At 61.2% G+C, this 23,524-nt stretch carries 20 protein-coding genes; 13 read left to right on the forward strand and 7 right to left on the reverse strand.

Translation table 11 applies throughout. From position 1 onward, the window contains the following. The first annotated feature begins 110 nt into the window (after positions 1–110). From HCR76_RS06120 to HCR76_RS06130, 3 genes are read left to right on the forward strand one after another with little or no spacing between them, the layout of a single operon-like run. A complete protein-coding gene (locus HCR76_RS06120; RefSeq protein ID WP_166989167.1) occupies positions 111–1,037 on the forward strand; it encodes an ABC transporter permease in 927 nt (308 codons plus the stop codon). Continuing rightward, positions 1,030–1,968: an ABC transporter permease gene (locus HCR76_RS06125; RefSeq protein ID WP_166989169.1), complete on the forward strand. Its 939-nt coding sequence runs from the start codon at positions 1,030–1,032 to the stop codon at positions 1,966–1,968. Before HCR76_RS06120 ends, HCR76_RS06125 begins: the two co-directional genes overlap by 8 nt. Beyond that, a complete protein-coding gene (locus tag HCR76_RS06130; RefSeq protein ID WP_166989171.1) occupies positions 1,965–3,680 on the forward strand; it encodes a dipeptide ABC transporter ATP-binding protein in 1,716 nt (571 codons plus the stop codon). The genes HCR76_RS06125 and HCR76_RS06130 overlap by 4 nt, the downstream gene beginning before the upstream one ends. A gap of 1 nt (position 3,681) precedes the next feature. On the opposite strand, the gene HCR76_RS06135 is transcribed toward HCR76_RS06130, so the two are convergent. The 5 genes from HCR76_RS06135 to HCR76_RS06155 form a co-directional block, all read right to left on the reverse strand. Continuing rightward, positions 3,682–4,200, reverse strand: coding sequence for a PH domain-containing protein (locus tag HCR76_RS06135; RefSeq protein ID WP_166989173.1), 519 nt, complete (start codon positions 4,198–4,200; stop codon positions 3,682–3,684). Positions 4,201–4,295: 95 nt separating this feature from the next. Beyond that, positions 4,296–6,011: an ABC transporter family substrate-binding protein gene (locus HCR76_RS06140; RefSeq protein WP_166989175.1), complete on the reverse strand. Its 1,716-nt coding sequence runs from the start codon at positions 6,009–6,011 to the stop codon at positions 4,296–4,298. Between the two features lie 109 nt (positions 6,012–6,120). After that, complete coding sequence (locus HCR76_RS06145) at positions 6,121–8,181, reverse strand: ABC transporter ATP-binding protein (RefSeq protein WP_166989177.1); 2,061 nt, start codon at positions 8,179–8,181, stop codon at positions 6,121–6,123. Continuing rightward, complete coding sequence (locus HCR76_RS06150; protein WP_166989179.1) at positions 8,178–9,098, reverse strand: ABC transporter permease; 921 nt, start codon at positions 9,096–9,098, stop codon at positions 8,178–8,180. The genes HCR76_RS06145 and HCR76_RS06150 overlap by 4 nt, the downstream gene beginning before the upstream one ends. Position 9,099: 1 nt before the next feature. Beyond that, positions 9,100–10,083, reverse strand: a complete 984-nt coding sequence (locus HCR76_RS06155; protein ID WP_166989181.1) for an ABC transporter permease — start codon at positions 10,081–10,083, stop codon at positions 9,100–9,102. Positions 10,084–10,589: 506 nt separating this feature from the next. Between HCR76_RS06155 and typA the strand changes: the two genes are divergently transcribed. The 8 genes from typA to HCR76_RS06195 all read left to right on the forward strand — a co-directional run bounded on the left by typA (position 10,590) and on the right by HCR76_RS06195 (position 17,452). After that, positions 10,590–12,497 (forward strand): translational GTPase TypA, encoded by a 1,908-nt coding sequence (typA, locus tag HCR76_RS06160; protein WP_166989183.1) that lies wholly within the window; start codon positions 10,590–10,592, stop codon positions 12,495–12,497. 53 nt (positions 12,498–12,550) lie between these two features. Then, entirely contained in the window at positions 12,551–12,991 is a 441-nt protein-coding gene (locus HCR76_RS06165; RefSeq protein ID WP_166989185.1) for a hypothetical protein, read from the forward strand. Position 12,992: 1 nt separating this feature from the next. Continuing rightward, complete coding sequence (locus tag HCR76_RS06170) at positions 12,993–13,697, forward strand: AzlC family ABC transporter permease (protein ID WP_166989187.1); 705 nt, start codon at positions 12,993–12,995, stop codon at positions 13,695–13,697. Next, entirely contained in the window at positions 13,694–14,005 is a 312-nt protein-coding gene (locus tag HCR76_RS06175) for an AzlD domain-containing protein (RefSeq protein ID WP_166989189.1), read from the forward strand. Before HCR76_RS06170 ends, HCR76_RS06175 begins: the two co-directional genes overlap by 4 nt. A gap of 47 nt (positions 14,006–14,052) precedes the next feature. Further along, entirely contained in the window at positions 14,053–14,511 is a 459-nt protein-coding gene (locus HCR76_RS06180) for a DUF6113 family protein (protein ID WP_235933984.1), read from the forward strand. A 35-nt stretch (positions 14,512–14,546) separates the two neighbouring features. Continuing rightward, a complete protein-coding gene (gene fdxA, locus HCR76_RS06185) occupies positions 14,547–14,870 on the forward strand; it encodes a ferredoxin (protein ID WP_166989191.1) in 324 nt (107 codons plus the stop codon). 7 nt (positions 14,871–14,877) lie between these two features. Further along, positions 14,878–16,062, forward strand: coding sequence for a succinyldiaminopimelate transaminase (gene dapC / locus HCR76_RS06190; RefSeq protein ID WP_166989193.1), 1,185 nt, complete (start codon positions 14,878–14,880; stop codon positions 16,060–16,062). A gap of 82 nt (positions 16,063–16,144) precedes the next feature. Next, positions 16,145–17,452: a citrate synthase gene (locus HCR76_RS06195; RefSeq protein ID WP_235933987.1), complete on the forward strand. Its 1,308-nt coding sequence runs from the start codon at positions 16,145–16,147 to the stop codon at positions 17,450–17,452. Positions 17,453–17,557: 105 nt separating this feature from the next. On the opposite strand, the gene HCR76_RS06200 is transcribed toward HCR76_RS06195, so the two are convergent. Then, a complete protein-coding gene (locus tag HCR76_RS06200; RefSeq protein WP_244971501.1) occupies positions 17,558–20,110 on the reverse strand; it encodes a penicillin acylase family protein in 2,553 nt (850 codons plus the stop codon). A gap of 57 nt (positions 20,111–20,167) precedes the next feature. Beyond that, positions 20,168–21,130, reverse strand: a complete 963-nt coding sequence (dapD, locus tag HCR76_RS06205; RefSeq protein WP_166989197.1) for a 2,3,4,5-tetrahydropyridine-2,6-dicarboxylate N-succinyltransferase — start codon at positions 21,128–21,130, stop codon at positions 20,168–20,170. A gap of 76 nt (positions 21,131–21,206) precedes the next feature. Between dapD and dapE the strand changes: the two genes are divergently transcribed. Together dapE and HCR76_RS06215 are read left to right on the forward strand one after the other, a co-directional pair. Further along, entirely contained in the window at positions 21,207–22,289 is a 1,083-nt protein-coding gene (gene dapE / locus HCR76_RS06210) for a succinyl-diaminopimelate desuccinylase (protein WP_166989199.1), read from the forward strand. Positions 22,290–22,296: 7 nt separating this feature from the next. Further along, entirely contained in the window at positions 22,297–23,499 is a 1,203-nt protein-coding gene (locus HCR76_RS06215; protein ID WP_244971502.1) for a hypothetical protein, read from the forward strand. Positions 23,500–23,524: the final 25 nt, after the last annotated feature.

Genomic DNA, 23,524 nt, shown 5'->3' on the forward strand with positions numbered 1-23,524 from the left:
GGGGTGGCACAGCACAGGCTGCGCCACCCCACACGTGAGCCGACAACGACACTCTCTTCGAAACGGCAGTACACCAATGACCCCACAGCGATCGGCAGAGTGAGCGCCGCATGCTCAGATACATCCTGCTGCGAATCCTTCAAGCTGTCCCCGTGTTTTTCGGAACGACGTTCCTCATCTATTTCATGGTCTTCGCAATGCCAGGCGATCCCATCCTGGCGATGTTCGGAGACAAGACCCCGAACCCTGCAGTACTTGAGGCCCTGAGAGCCCAGTACAACCTTGATAAGCCGTTCATTCTGCAGTATCTGCTGTATATCGGTGACATCTTCCAGGGTGACTTTGGCATCAGTTACTCCGGGCGCGAAGTCTCGGCGATCCTCGTCAAGACGTTCCCCGTCACTCTGAAACTTGCGGTGATGGCCGTGGTTCTCGAGCTGATCCTCTCGATCACGATCGGTCTGTTCAGCGGCATCCGCAAAGGCAAGTTCTTTGACAACGCGATGCTCATCATCAGCCTCGTCCTCATGTCGCTTCCCATCTTCGTCATTGCGTTTCTCGCACAGTTCTTCGTTGCAATTCAATGGGGCTTGGCGAGCCCGACTGTCGGCGGAAACACCGCGTGGTGGAATATGCTGCTGCCCGCGATCGTATTGGCCCTGAGCCTGTACGCCACAAGCATGCGTCTCATGCGTGGATCGACGGTGGAAACGCTCGGCAACGACTTCGTGCGCACCGCATACTCAAAGGGTCTCAGCCGAAGACGCGTTATTCCCGTGCATGTTCTGCGCAACTCCCTGATTCCAGTGGTCACCAACTCGGCGACCAACTTCGGAATTCTGATCGTCGGAGCCACCGTCACCGAGGGAATCTTCAATGTTCCCGGTGTCGGGAACACTCTCTTTCAAGCAATCGTCCGTGGAGAACGCCCGACCGTCGTGTCATTCGTCACCGTTCTGGTGCTCGTCTACGTGCTCCTCAACATCCTCGTAGATCTTCTCTACGCCGTGCTCGACCCCAGGATTCGCTATGTCTAAGCAAATACCCCATTTCGTCGCACCCGTCGACAGAACTCCCGTCGCAGAGGTGGATTCCGTCAGGCTCGGCGAAAAGCCGGGAAGCATGTGGCGAGACGCCTGGCGCTCAATGCGTCGCCGACCGCTGTTCTACATCTCGGCGATTATCGCTCTCGTTTTCATCGTGATGGCGCTCTTTCCCACTCTGTTCACGCAGGTATCGCCCACACAGGGCTGCACACTTGCCCAAAGCAACGCAGGTCCGCAGGGCGATCATATTCTCGGCTTTACCCGCCAGGGGTGCGACATTTGGGCACGCATCGTGTGGGGGGCGCAGACCTCACTCGTCGTCGGTATCGCCTCCACAACGCTGGGCAGCCTCCTCGGGGTGCTGTTCGGCATCTTCGCCGGCTTCTATGGCGGGTGGACCGACTCGGTGCTGTCTCGCGTCGGGGACATCTTCTTCTCGATTCCTTACATCCTCGCCGCGGTCGTGGTGATGTCGGTATTCTCCGACTACCGCAACGTGTGGACAATCTCGCTTGCCATCGGAGGATTCGCGTGGGCGTCTGTCGCGCGCATCCTGCGTTCCGAAGTGCTCCGGGTGAAGAACCAGGACTACGTCATGGCGGCGATCGCACTGGGCAGGTCGCGGTTCACAACCATGATGTCTCACGTGCTGCCCAACTCGCTCATGCCGGTGATCGTCGTCACGACACTCAACCTCGGCCTCGCGATGGTCGGCGAGGCAACGCTGTCGTTCCTCGGGGTCGGAATGGACTCCTCGGTGATGTCGTGGGGTAACGACATCAGTGATGCTCAGACAACCCTCCGCACAGCCCCTGTCGCGCTGATCTACCCATCCATCGCCTTGACTGTCGCCGTTCTCGCATTCATCATGCTTGGCGAAGTTCTGCGCGACGCCCTTGACCCGAAAGCGAGGGCACGATGAGCGCCTCTGAACCCCTGCTCAGCATCCGCGATCTGACTATCGGGTTTTCGACGCAGAATGGCTTCACCGAAGCACTGCACGGAATCTCCTTCGATGTGATGCCAGGCGAGACCGTTGCGATCGTGGGTGAGTCCGGTTCGGGCAAGTCCACGACAGCACACGGTGTCATCAACCTTCTGCCCGACAACGGCAAGATCACCGGCGGCGAAGTGATGTTCGACGGGCGTGATCTCGCGAAACTCTCGTCGCGCCAGATCGAAAACGTTCGTGGCCGCGAGATCGGTTTCATTCCGCAAGATCCGATGTCGAACTTGAACCCCGTATGGTCCATCGGATTCCAGGTGAAGGAGACCATTCGCGCCAACGGCATAGCCTCGTCGAAGCGAGACATCGAGAGGCACGCGATCGAGGTGCTGAAACAGGCGGGACTCGATGACGCCGAGAGACGTCTGGGGCAGTTTCCGCACCAGTTCTCAGGCGGGATGCGCCAGCGCGTGCTCATTGGCATGGGGGTCTCTGCTACGCCGAAGCTGCTCATCGCCGACGAGCCAACCTCGGCGCTCGATGTGACGGTGCAGCGAGTGATTCTCGATAACCTCGCTGAGCTGACAATGCTGAATAACACGGCAGTGTTGTTCATTACGCACGACCTCGGTCTCGCGGCCGAGCGGGCAGAGAAGCTCATTGTCATGTACAAGGGCAACATCGTGGAGGCAGGTTCCAGCAGAGAGATTCTGCAAAACCCGCAGCATCCGTATACCAAGCGTCTTGTCGCTGCAGCCCCGAGCCTTGCGTCGCACCGCATTCAGGCAGCCGTCGAGCACAAGGCCACTCCCGAGCCCGGCGGTGAGTTCGATCTTGCCCAAACCGCAGAAGAACGTGTTGAGAGCGTTGAGGCGGCAACGGAAGGGGAGACATCGCCGGTTATCGAGATGTCGAATCTCACGAAGATGTTCAAGATCCGACGCGGAAACTTCCGTTCAGAGAACTTCATCGCGGTGAACGACGTGAGCCTTTCTGTTGCAAAGGGCACGACGACAGCGCTCGTGGGTGAATCCGGCTCGGGTAAGTCGACAATCGCAAAGATGGCGCTCGGGCTTGAGAGCATCACGAGCGGTAGCATAGCGATCGAAGGCGCCGATCTGGCCACCATGAAACGTTCGGGGCTCATGGCGCTCCGGCGTCGCATGCAGCCCGTTTTTCAGGACCCCTATGGGTCGCTTGATCCGATGCGCAACATCGGCCACATCATCGGGGAGCCCCTACGTATCCACAAGGTCGGCTCGCCTGACGAGCGCCGTGAGCGTGTACGGGAGCTGCTTGAGCAGGTGGCCCTGCCGCAACAGCTGATCAACCGGTACCCGAATGAGCTCTCTGGCGGCCAGCGACAGCGCATCGCCATTGCACGTGCACTCGCACTGAAGCCAGACATCGTCGTTCTCGACGAAGCAGTGTCAGCACTCGACGTTCTCGTGCAGGCGCAGATTCTGCAACTGCTTGCCGAACTGCAGTCGGAGCTCGGGCTGACCTATCTCTTCATCACCCACGACCTTGCCGTGGTGCGTGTGATCGCCGACAACGTGGTTGTCATGCAGAAGGGCGAGATCGTCGAGACAGGAACGACAGACGAGGTCTTCGGCAATCCTCGCGAGCAATACACGAAGAACCTTCTCGATGCGATTCCCGGAGCGAATATTCCGCTCGGAGTTTGAGCTAGAGCACGATCGACGCGATGATCGCGGCGATGACAGCTGCCCCGACGACGATGAGCCCGCGACGATGAATGGAGCGGGTGGCCATTGCGTCGGGGTCGCTGTGGCCTTCCCAGTCCCGACGAATCGCCTCAATCTCATCACCGAGATCCGTTGACTGCGCCGAACGCATACCCATGGGTCGGCTGGGCACAGAGAACAGCGTGATGACCTTTCCCTCCGTTGTCTCCACAAGCAGCAGTCGCCGTGTGCGGATCGTGTCCACCTTGCTCCAGGGGATCGCCCAGGTGCTGACCGGGCCGACGCACGTGAGGCCCGCTTGGTCGGCTGTGAGGCGCGGGAGGGCGAGAAAGAGCGCGAGGGGAGCGATGATGGCGAGCGACCAGAGTGCAGTGATCACCGCTATGCCCCAGAAGCCACGAACCGCAGCATCCACCGTCAGAAAAACGGCGAGGACGGCGACGACGATAACGAGGCCGATGCTGAACGATGAACGGTAGGTGACTGAGCGCTGCGGCATCCATCCAGCGTAGCGTGCGAGTTCTCGGGTCGGCTGACAGCGAAAGCGGGGCCGGTGGATAAACCACCGGCCCCGCTGTGTCGTGCGAGAAGTGCTTACTTCTCCCAACCCACGTTCTCAACGGGCGTGACACCGAAGAGGTCGAGGCCCACATAGGGCTCAGGGGTCAGGTTGGCAAGGCCCTCGGTGACAGCAGTGATCGTGGGACCGTTGTAGAGCGGGAAGATTCCCCAGGTCTCCTTCATGATCTCTGATTCCATCTCCATGGCCTTCACCGTGTTCTTCTCGGAATCGGTGATCGATTCGAGATCCTCGTGGATCTTCTTGTCGATGGCCTCGGTTCCCGTAGCAGACAGGTTCAGACCGCTGTCCGAGCAGTACATCTGGCAGAACCAGGCAGCACCGAACGGGTCAGACGACGTGAAGCGCAGCGACATGATGTCCCAGTTCTTCGACGTGTAGTCCGTTGAGAAGTCCTGAGGGGACCGGACGTCAATGTTTACCTTGAAGCCGATCTCCTTCATCATCTGCTGCAGGGACTGTGCACCTGCCTTGAGGGTCGGGTCGTCGCCGAAGATCGGGTACGTGACCTCGAGTGTGACGCCGTCCTTCTCGCGAACGCCATCGTCGTTAAGCGCCCAGCCAGCCTCGTCGAGGATCTTGTTCGCCTCGTCGGGGTTGTACTCCCAACCGGCATCCACAACGGAGTTGGTGAAGTGCGGCTGGAACGAGTAAAGGATGAACGAGCCACCCGGATCCTCGGTGTAGTCGAGGCCGTTCCACGCGATCTTCATCTGCTGCTCGACGTTCAGTCCCATGTAGAACGCCTTGCGAACCTCGAGGTCCTTGAACTGTGGCTTCTCGGAGTCGACCTCGAGAAGGGTGTTTGCCGTCTGCTGCGCACGGTGGATGGTGATGCCATCCATGTCTTGCACCTGCTCGAGGCGGTCCTTCGTGGCCACGCCGACTGTGTCGATCTCGCCGTTCTTGAATGCGTTGATTGACGCAGAGTCGTCAAGGCCGCGGAACGTCACCTTGTCAAGCATCGGCTCGTTGCCCCACCACTTGTCGTTCGGAACGAACGAGACGACCTGACCTTTGGAATCGAACTTCTCGATCTTGTACGGTCCGGCACCCCACTCAGCGTGAGGCTCCTCGATGAACCCCTCGTTGAAGATCTCGGGAGTGTTCACGTTGGGGTTCAGGATTCCCGTAAGAAATACCATCTGCGGCCAGGCGAACTCGCCATCGAACGTCACGACGACGTCCTTCTCGCTGTCGCCCTGCTCAACCGACTTGATCTCCTTGTAGCCGTCCGTTGCGTTGGGGGCGTATCCCTCGTCGGACGAGCGGTTGGCAACCCACGTGGTCTCGAACGCTGTCCAGTCGATCGGCGAACCGTCATTCCACACGGCGTCTTTATTAATTGTGCCGTTGATGACGGTGTTTCCGCCTTCTTCGCCGATCTCCCACGAATCAAGATACGCAGGGTTCGGATGCGGCGTGCCGTCTGGATCCATCAGGAAGACCTGCGGCGTGTACCACGACGCGAGTCTCGTGGTGTCTGCGCTTGCGTCTCCGTGGAAGGCGTTCATCTGGGGCGTGATCTCGTTGATCGCGAATGTGACGTCCCCACCCTTCTTCAGGTTCTCACGCGGCTGCGGGTTGTAATCCGCCTGCGAAACCTCGGTCTTCTTATCTTTGTCACCGGAGTTATCTCCACCGGTGTCGCCCGACGCACAACCGCTCATGACGAGTGCGAGGGCGCCGCTGACAGCAACAATGCTCATCAGCTTCTGGTGCCTTTTCATGGTGCTCCTTTGTTGCCTTTCGGCTCTTTCAGGGTTGATTGCAGACTATATCCAGTTAGGGGTCATAAACTGCGGTCCCTGCCGGATTCAGCAAACTGTTTCGTAACCGTTATCGCCAGTGGCACGCGTTGACGTGCACGCCCTCGTTTCCAGTGAGTTTCGGCTCTTCGGTTTCGCAGCGCTTTTGGCCCTCGGGCGTCAGCGTTTTATACAACGGGCAGCGCGACACAAATGAACACCCAGTGCGCCACTCTGTGGGGCTGGGCAGATCGCCCTCGAGAACGATGCGCTCGCGCGTGCGCTCGATATCGGGGTCGGGCACCGGAATCGCCGACAATAGCGCCTGAGTGTAGGGATGCTGAGGGTCATCGAAAACGCTGTCGACGTCGCCGTGCTCAACAAACGAGCCGAGGTACATGACGGCAACGCGGTCGGCAATGTGGCGCACGACGGAAAGGTCGTGGGCGACGAAGAGATACGAAAGCCCCAGCTTGACCTTGAGCTCGTCGAGCAGATTGATGACGCCAGCTTGAATCGAGACATCGAGCGCCGAAACCGGCTCATCAAGCACGACGACCTGCGGGTTTGTCGCGAGAGCTCGGGCAATGCCGATGCGCTGGCGCTGACCACCCGAGAACGCAGAAGGGAAGCGTGTGCTGTGCGTCGGGTCGAGGCCGACAAGATCCATAAGCTCATCGACGCGGGCGTCTGACTCGTCACGGGAGCGACCGATCGCACGCAGCGGCTCAGCAATGACGTCGGCGACTGTCATGCGGGGATCGAGAGCGCCCATCGGGTCCTGGAACACGATCTGAATGTTCCGTCGAAGCTCGCGCTCCTGGCGGCCGCCACGCAGCTCAGAGACCTTTTTGCCGCCGATAGTGATCTCGCCATTCGACTGCTTCACGAGATCCATGATCTGCAGAAGCGTCGTCGTCTTACCGCATCCGGACTCGCCGACGATTGCCAACGTTTCGCCCTTGCGAATGTCGAAAGAGATGCCGCGGACCGCGTGAACGTCGCCGACGCGACGCTTCAGGAAGGCCCCCTTGAGCAGCGGGAACGTCTTCGACAGGTTGTCGACCTCGAGCGTGATGTCGCGCTGTTCGCGGGGAACACGCTCCAGAGCGCTCTCGGGAATCGCCGGCGCCGGGTAGACAAGCTCGCCGTCGATCATGCCGTCATCGTCGATCTCGTCTGCGCGAATGCAGGCTACCTTGTGGCGATCCTCTGCGTCGGTGTTTGCTGGGCGCAGCGGAGGCTCTCCCTGAACACAAGCGTCAACAGCGATGGGGCAACGCGGTGCGAATGGGCACGCGTCGGGAAGGTTCACCAACAGCGGCGGATTGCCCTTGATGGGGATGAGCGGCTGCTTCTCTTTCTTGTCGACGCGGGGAATCGCGCCGAGAAGGCCGATGGAATAGGGCATCCGGGTGCGATGGAACAGCTCGCCAACGGGCGCCTGCTCGACCGGTTTGCCCGCGTACATGACAAGAACGTCATCTGCCGTCTTGGCGACAACGCCCATGTCGTGCGTGATCATAACCACGGCAGCCCCGGTCTCGCGCTGAGCCGTGTTGATGAGGTCGAGAATCTGTGCCTGGATAGTGACATCGAGTGCCGTCGTTGGCTCGTCCGCAATGATGAGCTTGGGATTATTGGCAATGGCCATCGCAATCACGACGCGCTGACGCATTCCACCGGAGAACTCGTGAGGGAACGACTTCATGCGGCGATCGGGCGTGGGGATGCCCACGAGCTTGAGCAACTCGATGCCGCGCTCCCACGCGTCGCGCTGCGACATCTTCTGGTGAGTGACGAGGGCCTCGACGATCTGGTCGCCGATGGTAAACACAGGCGTGAGCGCCGCCAAGGGGTCTTGGAAAATCATGGCAATGTCATTGCCGCGAATCCCCGACAGGTGCTTATCGGATTTGCCGAGGAGTTCTTGGCCGTCGAACTCGATTGAGCCCGTCACCTTCGCGTTCTCGTCGAGAAGTCCCATGATCGCCATCGAGGTGACAGATTTTCCTGACCCGGACTCTCCGACGATGCCGAGCGTGCGGCCGGGTTCCAGATCGAATGTGACGCCTCGCACGGCATTGACGGTGCCTGCCTCTGACGCGAAGCTGACGTTGAGATCACGAACTGAGAGAAGCGGGGCGGTCATGCTTGTCCTCCTGCTGCAGAGGTGGGATCGAGGGCATCGCGAAGTCCGTCTGCCACAAGTGCCATTGAGACGGTCAGGAGTGTGAGCGCTGCGGCGGGGAAATAGAAGAGCCACGGTGCGCTCGAAATGGTGTTTGCGCCGTATCCGATAAGCGAGCCAAGCGAGACATCGGGAATCTTGACGCCGAAGCCGAGAAACGAGAGCCCGGTCTCGGCCATGACGGCAGTCACCACGCCAAGCGCGAAATTGATCACCAGCAATGAGCCAATGTTCGGAATCAGGTGCCTCATGACGATCTTCATGCCCGGAACGCCCATGTAGCGAGCCGCGTTCACATATTCGCTTTCGCGAAGAGGCAGCGCCATCGTCCAGATCACGCGGGCTGGGAAGAACCAGCCCGTCAAGATCAGGATGAGCGAGATGACCCGCCAGTCACCTCCCGCGTCGTTTGAGACGAGGGCGAGGATGAGGAAGGTCGGGATCACCATGAGAAAGTGGATGATCAGCAGAATGCCGCGTTCGATGAATCCGCCGAAGTAGGCAGCTGCGGTTCCCACGATTGCGGAGAGCACTGTGGTGCCCACCGAAACCGAGACCGCGATCATCAGGGAGCGTTGAAGGCCGATCGCGACCTGCGCGAATGTGTCGTTTCCCGCACTCGTCGTTCCGAACCAATGCTCAGCCGTCGGCCCCGTGCTGAGGTTGAGGAAGTCGAGCTCGATGTGGTCGTACTTCGCGATGAACGGGGCGATAACGGCAAACAACACGAGCAGAAAGAAGATGAAGATTCCGGCAACGGCCGGCCTGTTGCGCACGAATCGGCGGGTGTAGAGGCTCCACAGCGACATGCGCTTGCGTGGGATGCGCGCTGCCGTTGTATCAGGGCCGACGGGCGGTTGAATCTGATCGATGGACATCTCAGCTCACCCTCACTCTCGGATCGAGTACAACGATGGCAATGTCAGACAGGATCGCCCCGATCGCCGTGAGCAGCGCGCCGAACGCTGCGACAGCGACGACTCCGTGAATGTCGTTCTTGCCGATCGTGTCGAGAAAGTACCGCCCCATGCCGTTCCAGCCGAAGATCCTCTCAGTGAGGATCGCGCCGGTGAAGATCGCCGGAATGGTGAACGCGACCTGAGTCGCCACCGGAATGAGAGATGTGCGCAGCGCGTGCTTGCGGATCGCCTTCTGCTTTGTCAGGCCCTTCGCCCGCGCCGTGCGCACGTAGTCCGCGTTGATGTTGTCGAGCAGGAGGGTGCGCTGTAGGAGATGGTACTGGGCGTATCCGACGAGTACGAGAGCAAGGGTCGGAAGCGTCAGATGCTGCAGCACGTCGAGGAGGACGGGGAAGAAGCCCGAGATGTCTTGGCTATGGGAGCCGGTGACGAAGAACACGCGTGCGCCGACGAGGTCATTGAAGCCGATCGCGAGCAGCACGATTCCCAACGCGGCAACAACGATGTTGATGTTCATCGTGACGACCGATGTCGCCTGCCCAATGCGGTCTGCCAGCTTGTACTGGCGCGACGCCGTGTACACGCCGAGAGCAATGCCGAGGATCGTCGTGAGGATTGTCGCGCCGAGCACCAGTTCAGCACTGATCCACATGCGGTACGCGACCTGGCTGTTCACCGACTCGCCGACGGCGCTCACGCCCCAGTCCCAGCGGAAGAGAATATCGCTGAACCAGCCCCACCAGCGCTGGACGAGAGGAACGCTGTCGCTCAAGTTGCGAGGCTCAAGGAGCTGCGTGACTTCATCGTATGAGAGCGGAGGGCGGCGGCCGACGTAATTGCTTCGCGGATCGAGGAACCCCCACGCAAGAAAATACGTGACATTCGTCGCTACCACGATCATCAGCATCCAGCCCACGAATCGGCGGAGCAGGTACTTGATCAAGTTGGTGTTCTTTCTCTCTAACAGACGCCTGATTCGGCGACCGACACAACACTGGGTCGAACTGTTATTCACTCTCCCGGACTGCGCACGAATGAGCAACCCGAGTTCCCTGTCGTGTATGGCGAGGCGCACTACGCACATGAGTCGATGTTCGTAGGGAGCCGCTTCGACCTCGACACATTATCACCGAATCGGCTGCTGATTCGTATCGCCGCCCGTCGAGTCGATGCGGACTATGAGACCAATGTGCACAAGCTTCGAGGTGCACGAGTGTCTCGTGGGAGAAACTCCGCGTCCGTCGAGTTTTGACCGCGGCGGCTGGCAAGCGACAGCTGTGTTCAGTCTCTGCGAAGCTGAGGGAGTAGAATGGTATGTCGGGTCGTCATTACCCGCCGAATTTCCCACCAGCGCCATCCGGTGCAGGCACCCGCCCGCCGGATCACATGCCGACGCACACCGCGTCGCTGAGCGCACAAACCGCACACTCTGCAGGACAGGACACAGCTATGGCACTCGCCACGCGTGAAACCCTCCGGAACGTCGCCATCGTCGCGCACGTCGACCACGGTAAGACGACACTCGTGGACGCCATGCTGCGCCAGACCGATTCGTTCTCGGCCCACGAACACGTCGAAGAACGGGCAATGGACTCGAACGAGCTCGAGCGCGAGAAGGGCATCACGATTCTCGCGAAGAACACGGCGATCTCCTATAACGGAGAACACGCCGTCCACGGCCCCGTGACGATCAACGTGATCGACACCCCGGGCCACGCTGACTTCGGTGGCGAGGTCGAGCGTGGAATTTCCATGGTCGACGGCGTCGTGCTGCTCGTTGACGCGAGCGAAGGGCCGCTGCCGCAGACGCGCTTCGTGCTGAGAAAGGCACTCGAGGCGAAGCTTCCGGTCATCCTCCTGGTGAACAAGACAGACAGAGGCGATGCACGCATCGATGACGTTGTCGCCGAAAGCCAAGACCTCCTTCTGGGGCTCGCGAGCGACATTGCCGACGACGTCCCCGACTTGGACATCGATGCGATTCTCGACGTTCCCGTTGTCTATGCATCCGGTAAGGCTGGCCGCGCCTCGCTCACCAAGCCGGCGGACGGCACGTTGCCCGAAAGCGAGAACCTCGAGCCTCTCTTTGAGGCGATTCTCGAGCACATCCCTGCGCCGACATACGACGACGAGCACCCGCTGCAGGCGCACGTCACCAACCTCGACGCGTCACCGTTCCTGGGGCGACTCGCTCTGCTCCGCATTTTCCAGGGCACAATCACCAAGGGCCAGACCGTTGCCTGGGTCAAGAGTGATGGCACCGTATCGAACGTGCGCATCACCGAGCTGCTCATGACGAAGGCGCTTGACCGCTATCCGGCCGAGAACGCTGGCCCCGGAGACATCGTCGCCGTCGCCGGGTTCCCCGACATCATGATCGGCGAGAGCCTCTGTGATCCCGACGACGTACGGCCTCGCCCGACGATTCACATCGACGACCCCGCAATCTCGATGACCATCGGCACAAACACCTCTCCCCTCATGGGCAAGATCAAGGGGCATAAGCTGACGGCCCGCATGGTCAAAGACCGTCTCGACCGCGAGCTGGTCGGCAACGTCTCGCTCAAGGTGCTCGACATCGGCCGCCCTGATGCGTGGGAGGTGCAGGGGCGCGGCGAACTCGCCCTCGCGATCCTCGTCGAGCAAATGCGTCGCGAAGGCTATGAGCTTACGGTGGGCAAGCCACAGGTGGTCACCAAGACTGTCGACGGCAAGGTTCACGAGCCGTACGAAGAGCTCACAATCGATTCCCCGGAAGAATACCTCGGAGCGATCACCCAGCTGCTCGCCGCACGCAAGGGGCGCATGGAGAGCATGACGAACCACGGAACGGGATGGATCCGCATGGAGTTCGTCGTTCCCAGCCGTGGCCTCATCGGCTTCCGCTCAGAGTTCATGACGACGACGCGCGGTACAGGGATCGCCAACACCCTCTCGCACGGGTACGCGGAGTGGGCCGGTTCGATCGCCACACGCAACAACGGCTCGATCGTCGCCGACCGCACCGGCGTCGTCACGCCATTCGCGATCATCAACCTCCAGGAGCGCATGACATTCTTTGTCAGCCCGACAGAGGAAGTGTACGAGGGCATGGTGATCGGTGAGAACTCGCGCGCTGACGACATGGACGTCAACATCACGAAGGAAAAGAAGCTGACGAACATGCGGCAGTCCACCGCCGACAACTTCGAGTCGATGACTCCGTCACGTCGGCTCTCGCTTGAGGAGTGCCTCGAGTTCGCCCGCGAGGACGAGTGCGTTGAGGTCACCCCGCAAGCTGTGCGCATTCGCAAGGTGATCCTCGGTGCCAATGAGCGCGGGCGTGCCACTGCGCGGCTGAAGCGTCAGGACGCCTGAGCGTCACCTGACGTTTCGGGTGTGACTCAGCATCCGGCGGTTACCCTGGGTAGGTGAGTTTTCGTCGTCGTGCGTGCGCTGCCCTAATCGCACTTGGTGTGCTGTTGATCCCGGTGCTCAGTGGCTGCAGTTTTGTCGAGCAGACAATGAACCAGACGGTTCAGGATGCTGTTCGCGAAGCGACCGGCGGCGATGTTGAACTGACGGAGGGCGTGCCCGACGGGTTTCCGACAGATGTTGTTCCGCTGATTGACGGTTCGATCCGAGGCGCGACGCAGACCGAAGGCTCAGACATCCACTGGGTAGTGCTCGTCAGCGGAGATGTCTCTGCGGATGACGCAAAGAAGAAACTTCAAGAGGCAGGCTTCACCGTCGATGGCGAAGCCTCGACGGCCAAGCTGGGAAGCGTCATGACGATGTCGAGCGACGATTACGACGTCACAGTTGTCGGCGCCTCAGAGAGCGTGCTGTACACGGTGACGTCGCGAGGCTGATATGTCGAGCGATCGGCGATCGGCGCAGCAGTCTGCGCTGAGGCAGGGGCTTGCAGTCGGCGCGGCTACCGCAGCGTACGGTGTATCGTTCGGTGCACTCGCCGTGGCTTCCGGCCTCGACATCTGGCAGGCCTGCGTTCTCAGTCTTCTGATGTTCACGGGCGGATCGCAGTTCGCCCTCGTTGGTGTGCTTGCGTCAGGGGGTGCGTCTGCGGGCGGCGCCGCGATCGCGAGTGCGGCTCTGCTTGGCGCTCGCAATACGGCGTACGGCATGCGCATGAAACCGGTTGTCGGCGGTGGCCTGCCCAAGAACGTTGCCGCCGCATGGCTGACAATTGACGAGTCGACAGCCGTCTCGCTTGCCCAGCCAGATGCGCACTCGCGTCGCACCGGCTTCTGGGTGACGGGCGTCGCCGTCTTTATCGGCTGGAACCTCACAACGCTCATCGGAGCGCTCATCGGCGACGTGCTCGGGGATACGCGTGCGTACGGCCTCGACGCGGCGGCGGCCGCGGCTTTTCTCGCGCTGCTCTGGCCTCGGCTCACACGCCTCCAGCCGGTCGCTGTCGCCTGTGGCGCGGCAATTGTCGCCGCAACGCTGACACCTGTACTCGCGCCAGGGCTCCCGGTGATCCTTGCCGCCGTGGTCGCCGTGCTCGTCGGGGTATTCAATTGGTTCTCTCACGCGAGGGGATCCGAATCATGACGCTCTGGCACATCGTGCTCGCCGCATCCATTATCTGTGCTGCGCTGAAACTCGCGGGCTACGCGATTCCGCCACAGCTGCTCGAAAAGCCTGTGGTCTCCCGTGTGGTTGACCTCACGACAGTGGCCATGCTGTCCGCGCTCATCGTGGTGCAGGCGCTCGGCGATGCGCAGTCCATCGTCATCGATGCGCGCCTCCCCGCCCTCGGGGTCGCGGCGCTTCTGCTTGTTCTGCGGGCACCGTTTCTCGTTGTCGTCGTCGCGGCAGCTGTCGTCGCGGCGCTGCTGCGACTGGCCGGCATGCCCTGAGAGGGCATCGACCACGTGCACACAGCTTGTCCCGATACGATCTCGATGTGAGCACAGCACCTGAATTGCCCGACCTGGAGAGTACCGACAGAGAGGATGCCCTCGATGACGGTGAGCCAAGCGCGATATCTCGCATCGTCACCGCGGTGATCACGCTCGTGCTCGGAGCCGTCTACGGAACCGTTGGCACCGTTGCTCATACACTCTCTGTGAAGCCGTTGGGCATTCCGATTCCCTACGGACTCGTGCTCGGTTTGATCGGCACGCTCGCGCTGCTCATCGGACTCAGGCTCGTGATCACCGAGAGACTCCCTTCCGTCGCTGCTGGCGTCGGACTCGTCGGAACCGTTGCGTTGTTCTCGTTCTCGAGCCCCGGTGGCTCCATTTTGATCTCGCAGGGGCTCCCTGGGCTCATCTGGCTCTTTGGGGTTCCGCTGATCGCGGCCGTCGTGCTCGCGTGGCCTCGCGTTCCGCAACGGAGCATTCGCACGGGGTCTGCGGCGTAGACTGGGGGAACCCAGCGAGAAGGAGTTCAAGCACAGTGACATATGTCATCGCTCTTCCGTGCGTCGATGTCAAAGATCGCGCGTGCATCGACGAATGCCCTGTCGATTGCATTTACGAGGGTGAACGCAGCCTCTATATCCACCCGGACGAATGCGTCGACTGCGGCGCCTGCGAACCGGTTTGCCCTGTCGAGGCGATTTACTACGAAGACGACCTTCCCGATGAATGGGCTGACTATTACAAGGCGAACGTCGAGTTCTTCGACGAGATCGGTTCTCCGGGCGGAGCAGCGAAGGTCGGTGTGATTCACCACGATCATCCCGTGATCGCCGCGCTTCCTCCCCAGACCGCCGAGTGAGGCATCCGTGACTCGGACGCTGCCTGAATACCCCTGGGACACCCTTGTTCCGTTCCGCGAGAAAGCGGCCGAGCACCCGGGAGGAGTCGTCGATCTGTCGATCGGGTCGCCGGTTGACCCGACGCCAGAGATCGTGCGCAGAGCGCTCACCGACGCGACGGATGCTCATGCCTACCCGACGACAGTGGGAACAGCGGAACTTCGGAATGCGATCATCGACTGGTACGCGCGACGTCGTCGCGTGCCGGATCTCGAACACCGCAATGTGCTGCCGACGATCGGCTCAAAGGAGCTCGTCGCGCTTCTTCCGTTTCTGCTCGGCCTCGGCACAGGCGACGTCGTGGTGCATCCCACTGCCGCGTACCCGAGCTATGCAATCGGTGCCGCGCTGTGCGATGCGACGGCTGTCGCCTCTGACGATCCGGCCGACTGGCCAGACGAAACACGGCTGATCTGGCTCAACTCGCCGGGAAACCCAGACGGCCGCGTGCACGGTATCGAGCATCTGCGATCAGCGGTCGCGCGTGCCCGTGAGCTCAATGCGGTGATTGTGAACGACGAATGCTACGCGGAGCTCGGGTGGGAAGAACCCTGGACAGATGAGCCAACGCCGTGCATTCTCGACCCTCGTGTGACAGACGGTAATCGTCGCGGCATCCTCTCGATCTATTCGCTGAGCAAACAGTCGAACATGGCGGGTTACCGTGCTGCATTCGCGACTGGCTGCGGAAGCGTGATCGCGTCGTTGACCACGGTGCGCAAGCACGCCGGGCTGATGGTTCCCGCACCGCTGCAGCATGCGATGGCCGTCGCTCTGGGCGATGACGAGCATGTTGCCCTGCAGAAGTCGCTCTATCGTCGCAGACGCGACGTGCTCGCACCCGCTCTCGACGATGCGGGGTTTCGCATTGAGAGAAGTGAGGCCGGGCTATACCTGTGGGTCACCGAAGGGCGCGACGCATGGGACAGCATCGACAGGCTCGCCGGCATGGGCATCATCGGCGGGCCGGGGCACTTCTACGGTGACCACTACCCGAACTTCGTGCGCCTCTCGCTTACGGCATCGGATGAGCGGATCGACGAAGGTGCTGCGCGGCTGCGCGGCTGCGTGCCGCGGCATCCGGTGGAGAAACCCTCCAAGAGCGGCGGTGAACCATTGTCGGTTGTGACAGAAGCCGGTTTGCACGATTAGGCTGTAGGGGAGTGCTCGCGCCACCACCATGCGCGCCGCACACTCTCACTCACTTGTGACAAACATGCAAAAAGGAGGCGCCGTGGGCGACGTCGGACACCAGGCGGATGACCAGGCACGCAAGGCGACACTGACGTTTTCGGGCGGTACAGCTGAGCTGCCGTTTGTCGGCGCGACAAGCGGCGCATCGAGCCTCGACCTTTCGACGCTGACCAAGCAGACGGGGCTGACAACACTCGACTACGGATTCGTGAATACGGCGGCAACAAAGTCACGCATTACCTACATCGACGGTGACCAGGGAATTCTGCGCTACCGCGGGTATCCGATCGACCAACTCGCGTCGAACTCGACGTATCTCGAAGTGGCATGGCTTCTGATTCACGGGGAACTTCCGACCGCAGACGAACTGGCTGACTTCGACGATCGTGTTCGCCGCCACACGCTGCTTCACGAAGACCTCAAGCACTTTTTCTCGGCACTTCCGCACACGGCGCACCCGATGTCTGTGCTCTCGAGCGCACTGAGCGCCCTGTCGACCTATTACGAGAACGGGCTCGACCCGAAAGACCCGGAACACGTTGAAATGACGACGATTCGGCTACTCGCAAAGCTGCCTGTGATCGCCGCCTACGCGCACAAGAAATCACAGGGACAGGCGTTCCTCTATCCCGACAACAACCTGAGTTTCGTCGACAACTTCCTTCGGCTCAACTTCGGCAACATGGCCGAGGACTACGAGGTGAATCCCGTGCTGTCGCAGGCGTTAGAGCGGCTGTTGATTCTGCATGAAGATCACGAGCAGAACGCGTCGACGTCGACCGTGCGTCTCGTTGGGTCAACGGGCGCAAACCTCTACGCATCGATCTCGGCCGGGATCAACGCACTGTCTGGTCCGCTGCATGGCGGAGCGAATGAGGCGGTACTCGAAATGCTCGGCCAGATTCGCGACTCAGGCGATGGTGTGAAGCGGTTCGTCGAGCGCGTCAAGAACAAAGAAGACGGCGTGAAGCTCATGGGCTTCGGACACCGCGTCTACAAGAATTACGATCCACGCGCGCGCATCGTGAAAGAATCCGCGAACGCGGTGCTCGACTCGCTCGGCATCAGCGATCCGCTGCTCGACCTCGCACAGGAGCTCGAGCAGATCGCACTCGAAGATGACTACTTCAAAGAGCGTCGCCTCTACCCGAACGTCGACTTCTACACCGGCGTCATCTACAAGGCAATGGGGTTCCCGACGCGCATGTTCACCGTGCTGTTCGCGATCGGTCGCCTGCCCGGCTGGATCGCCCACTGGCGTGAGATGAGTCTCGACCCGCAGACCAAGATCGGTCGGCCTCAGCAGCTCTACATCGGCGAAGGCGAGCGGCAGTACCCGCAGCGCTAAGCGGTACGGCACCGGCACGCTCGCCGTCTCGGGCGGGTGGGCCGACTCGGCCCGGGGTGTCACATCGAGCAGCGGGCTCGTCGCGTCGCCCCGGGCCGGGGCGCGTCAGCGTGCGGGCGTGAGCACAAGCGTGTGCTCCGCAGCATCCGCCCTGGCGTCTGCCGTGAACGCCCATCGGAGCGTCTTGTGCTCAGCCCAGAGTGTTGTCTGATCGACGTAATTGGGGTGGAACGCATGCCCCGAAGCGCCCGTGAGGTTGATCCACGTCGACGAATCGAAGTCGGACAAATCGATTACCTGTCGCATCGACGGCACCCAGTTGACCTCATACCCCTGTGTCGCGTCCCAGCCGTTCGCGTTGACAATGCTTGATCCGCCGCCCACAGAGTACGGCCCACGGTTGAAGATTTTCTCGATCACACCGATTCCCGACTCGCCGAGGCTCGCATTGCGCACCGTGAGCGTGTGCAAATCGCCCCACTCCCATGCGTGAGGGTCATCGCCCATGAGCTCGACTGCTTCGTCCCAGGCGGAGTCCATGGCCCGTGCGAGAGCCTCGTCACGCGTGGTGACGTCGTCATCACCCCACCAGGCGGATTGGCTGAGAGGAAGCAGATTCGAGACAACCTGGAACCAGCGTGCGCTTCCCTGCGGGGCCTGAGATTCTGGCAGCTTTGGCGCGAAGACCTCGGCAAGCAGGTTCTTCCACACAATATTGAAATAGGCGGATGCTGCGCTGTCGACGTCATCTGAATAGTCCCAGTCTTCGAGCAAGGCTCTCGCCTCCAGCGTATGCTCGCTCGGTGTTGCGTCGAGTAGATACGGAACGAGAATCTCGGCGATTGCATTGTGGTTGTCGGCCTGAATGGCAGACATGTCTTCCGAGGTAATCAACGTGCCGTCGTCGATGAGATCCGTGAGACGCTCAGTGATGCGCTCTGCGCGGTATCCAGCATCCCAATCTGTCGTGATGAACGCCGGATATTCGGGACCGACTGCGGCATTGTTCGCGGTGACGATGTAGCCGCTCGCCGGATTGTATTCGCTCGGCAACTGATCGAAGTCGAGGAAGCCGCTCCACCCGTTGTCACTCGTCCAGCCGGGCAGAGGCTTCGTGCCATTCCCCGCTTTGCGCACGGGAACGAGGCCCGGCGCCTGATAGCCGATGTTGCCCTCGGTGTCGGCATAGATGAGGTTCTGACTGGGCACGTCGAAGAGCTTGGCCGCTCCGCGGAAGGAATCCCAGTCGGTCGCTGAGTTCATCGCGAAGATGGCTCGCGGAGTGTTTCCCGGTGTGAGCGCCGTCCACTGCAGCGAAACGGCGAGACTCTCGCCCTCGGCAGGATCGACGTGGTCTGCAGCATCGTTGGCGATTGTCGTGTAGTCGCCTGTGAGACCGCTCACGATCGGGCCGCGTTTCGTTGAGCGGATGGTGACCTCAACATCGTCCCCACCCGCAACAGAGATCGTCTCCGTGCGGACATCGAGCGGTAGATCTTTGCCATCGAGGCGATAGGTTGCTTCTTGCGTATCGACCTTTTCGATGTAGAGATCGGCAACATCGGGGCCGAGGTTGGTGAACCCCCAGGCGATCTGCTGGTTGTGCCCGATGACGACGCCGGGAAGCCCGGAGAATGTGAAGCCGGCCACGTCGAAGGGGCACTCCTCAGATACCGTCGAGCAGTGCAGACCCATCTGGTACCAGACAGACGGCATAGCGGGTCCCAGGTGCGGGTCGTTGGCGAGGAGCGGTTCACCTGTTGCTGTGTGCTTGCCAGAGACCACCCACGAGTTTGAGCCGATGTCGCTTCCGGCTTCGCCGAGAAGCGTTGGCATGCCGTGCAGCAGCTCGGAGAGCTGTTCGAGTTGCGGTGCAACGGAGTCGAGTGCCGCGGGGTCCGCTGCGGCATCCGGATTCTGCTTGGTGTGCGGCGCGACGCTTTGCACGCTCGGCTCCGTGACGATCGTCGGATTTGTGTCGTACGGGTACGTCGGGAAGAGTTTGGAGATCTGATTCGAGCTCAGCGTCGTGCTGAGGATCGACCTATCGATTTCTTGCTCGAGGTTCGAGCGAAGATCCCACGCCATCGCCTTCAGCCAGGCGATGCTGTCCGCTGGCGTCCATGGTTCTGGCGAGTAGTCAGAGTTCTGAAACCCCAGAACAGCGTACTCAAGCGAGGCGTCGGCTCCCGAGTGCGAATCGAGATAGGCGTTTACTCCGTCAGCGTATGCCTCGTAATACGCCCGAGACGTGTCGTCAAGCGCCTCCACCTCCTGCTCGGCTACCGCGCGCCATCCAAGAGTTCGAATGAACGTATCGGTTCCCACTTGGCTCTCGCCGAACATCTCGCTCAGCCTGCCCGAAGTCACGTGGCGACGGAAGTCCATCTCCCAGAAGCGATCTTGAGCCTGCACGTACCCCTGCGCGAGAAAGAGATCATGCGGAGTCGCTGCCGTGATCTGCGGAATGCCCTGTGCATCGCGTGTGACCGTGACCTCGTTTTCGACGCCCGGGACTTCGATTGTTCCCTCTGTCGTCGGGAAAGAACGCTGAACGGTCCAGAACGCCAGCCCGGCACCGATCAGTCCGATGACGAGCAGAGCAACAAGAATCCACAGGAGCACCCGGCCGATGCTGCGGGACAGAGAATGAGCCACGGTGCTCCTTGAGATGGTGGATCGACGATATTCGCGCGAGAAGGGCGAGTCAGGGGATCAGACGTGCAGTGCTTCGTTGAGAGTGACGCCCGAGCCCGAGCGGGGCAGAACCTCGACGGCCCCGGATACGGAATTGCGGCGGAACAGCAGGCCAGCTACTCCGCTCAACTCCACGGCCTTGACGGAGCGTGTCTCGCTCGACACCGGGTCGATGACCACGACTTTGGTACCGGCGGTGACGTAGAGTCCCGCCTCGACAACTGTGTCGTCGCCAATGGAGATTCCAATGCCGGAGTTGGCACCGAGAAGCGCGCGCTCGCCGATCGTGATGCGCTGAGAGCCGCCGCCTGACAACGTGCCCATCACCGACGCGCCGCCTCCGATGTCGCTGCCATCGCCGACGACGACGCCTTGCGAGATGCGACCCTCGACCATGGAGGATCCGAGCGTTCCGGCGTTGTAATTGACGAACCCTTCGTGCATCACCGTGGTTCCCGGTGCGAGGTGGGCACCGAGTCGCACGCGTGAGGCGTCGCCGATGCGCACGCGCTCGGGCACGACGTAATCGGTCAGACGCGGGAACTTGTCGAGGCTCACTGCGTGGATTCCCTGCCTCAGCAATGCGGGTCGAATTCGCTCGAAGTCGCTCGGCAGCACCGGCCCGGCGTTGGTCCACACCACAATGGGCAGGTGCCCGAAGATGCCGTCGAGGGAGATCGTGTTGGGCTGCACCAGCAGGTGCGAAAGAAGGTGAAGCCGCAGATACGCATCAGGTGTGCTCTGCACCGGCTGGGCCAGGTCAACGTCGACCGTCACGATGTCAACGGTGACGGCACGGCGCGGGTCGGGTACCGCGAGCTGCTCGATCTCAGCCGGTGCAATCCACTTCTCACGATCCGTGGGGATCGAGCCCAGCTGAGGGGAGGGAAACCAGGTGTCGAGGACCGTCCCATCTGCGGCGACGGTAGCGAGGCCGTAGCCCCACGCGGTGGTAACAGTTTCGTGAGAAGCGCTGGTCATAATCACAAGGTTACCGAAGACCGCGTGATGCTCGGCATTCCTCTGGGCAGTGAGCCTGCGCCTCTAGACTGAGAGCATGCCCCAACCGGTTCTTGATCTCTCTGCGACGTCCATCGACATCACGCGAGCACTCTGCGATATTCCCTCGGAGTCGGGCGATGAGAAGCAGATAGCGGATGCTGTCGAAGCCGCAGTTCGCCAGGTGAAACACCTTGACGTGATTCGCGATGGCGACACAATCATCGCCCGCACGAATCTTGGGCGTGCGCAGCGCGTTGTGATCGCTGGGCACCTTGACACGGTTCCGATTAAGGGCAACGTGCCATCGTGCTTCGAGACGATTGACGGTCGAGAGTACCTGTGGGGTCGTGGCACCGTCGATATGAAGGCGGGCGTCGCGGTGCAGCTGAAACTCGCCGCGGAGCTGTCGAACCCCATCGTCGATCTGACCTGGATCTGGTACGACCACGAAGAGGTGGCCGCAGACCTGAACAGTCTCGGCAGAATTGCGACGACGCGCCCTGAGCTTCTCGACGGTGACTTTGCGATTCTGGGTGAGCCGACGGCCGCTCAGGTCGAGGGCGGATGCAACGGGAGTCTCCGTGTCGAGCTGCGGGCATTCGGGACGCGCGCGCATTCCGGTCGTTCGTGGGTGGGAGAGAACGCCATTCACAAACTTGCTCCGGCGCTCGCGGCACTTGCCGACTATCGTGCCGCGACCGTCGATGTCGACGGCCTTGCCTACAGGGAGGGCCTCAACGCGGTCGGCATCACCGGAGGCATTGCTGGAAATGTGATTCCTGATGAAGGCATGATCCACGTCAATTACCGATTCGCACCGGACAAGACGGTTGACCAGGCGCTCGAGCACCTGCGCACGATATTTCCTGACTACGAGATCACCGTGGTTGACCGTGCCGAATCGGCGCGCCCCGGCCTAGATGCGCCGCTCGCGCAGCAGTTTCTTGCGGCTGTCGGAGCGGAAGCGAAGCCGAAGTATGGGTGGACCGACGTCGCCCGGTTCTCCGCTCTCGGCGTTCCGGCCGTCAACTATGGACCCGGAGATGCGCTGAAGGCGCACGCGGATGACGAACGATGTGCGACAGCAGAGATCACGCAGTGCGAGCGCGGCTTGAGACGCTGGCTCCTCGGTCAGTGACCGGACGGTGACTGTGTCGCCTTTCATCGCCTGGTGGGCGCGAACCCCCGAGTGGGGACGTGTACTGCTCATCTATGCAGCCGCACGAGGTGTCACAACGGCGATGATGCTGTGGTTCGCGGCGCACCAAGGAGCGAATCCGTGGACTGGACCGTCACCGGATTACCCCTCCTTTGCCTCGATTTGGGACGGTCGCTGGTACCAGATCGTTGCATTAACGGGGTATCCGAGCGAGCTCCCGATCACAGATGATGGGCACGTCGGCGAGAACGCCTGGGCGTTCATGCCCGTGTACCCCGGGATCGTGCGGATCGTGATGGGGCTGACGCAGCTTCCGTGGGAGATAGCCGCGCTCGTTGTCTCTGTGCCGTGCGGTTTCGGAGCCGCTCTCGTGTTCTACCGTCTGATGCGCGAGGTGCTTGACCGTCGAACGGCTCTCTTCTCGGTTGTTCTATTCTCCGTTGCACCGGTCTCACCGATTCTGCAGGTGGCATACGCCGAATCGCTGTACCTGCTGCTTCTGGGCATCGCCCTCCTGCTCGTGGTGAAGCAGCGCTATCTGACGGCGATACCGATTATCTGCGTGATGGCGCTGACACGTCCAAGTGGGCTCGCCTTTGCCCTGTTTCTGCTGCTGCACCTCGTGCATCGCATTGCGGCGCGATCGCGGCATCCATTCAGCCTCTCCGCGTTCGTCCGCCTGTGCATCGCCGGAATCGTCAGCGCCATTATGGGGTTCGCGTGGCTGCTCATCGCATGGGGCGTGACCGGTTCCCTGACGGCATACACCGATACCGAGCTCGCGTGGAGATCGTCATACGTTGGTTACGGGCCTCTCGTGCCGTTCGAACCGTGGATCGATGGTGCGAATTGGTGGTCTGAACGCTGGTTTGGCGTTGGCATCGGTGCCATTGCGCTCGTGCCGCTGCTTGCGCTCGTGGTCATCGGCCTGCTCAGCCGATCAGCGCGTCGCCTCGGCATCACGCTGCGGCTCTGGATCGTCTCGTATCTTGTCTACCTGCTTGCGGTGTTCTTTCCGCAGTCAAGCACCTTCCGGCTGTTCGCTCCTCTCTTTCCGATCGCCGGGGCGTTTGCAGTCCCGCGATCCCGCGTGTATCGCACAGCGGCTGTCGTCGTGAGTCTGGTTCTGCAGTGGGCCTGGCTGTGGGCGTGCTGGCAGGTGAGCGGATATGACTGGACGCCGCCGTAATCTGCGCGTTCATGACAAAGGGATT

Source organism: Paramicrobacterium chengjingii (assembly GCF_011751765.2).
GTDB lineage: Bacteria > Actinomycetota > Actinomycetes > Actinomycetales > Microbacteriaceae > Paramicrobacterium > Paramicrobacterium chengjingii.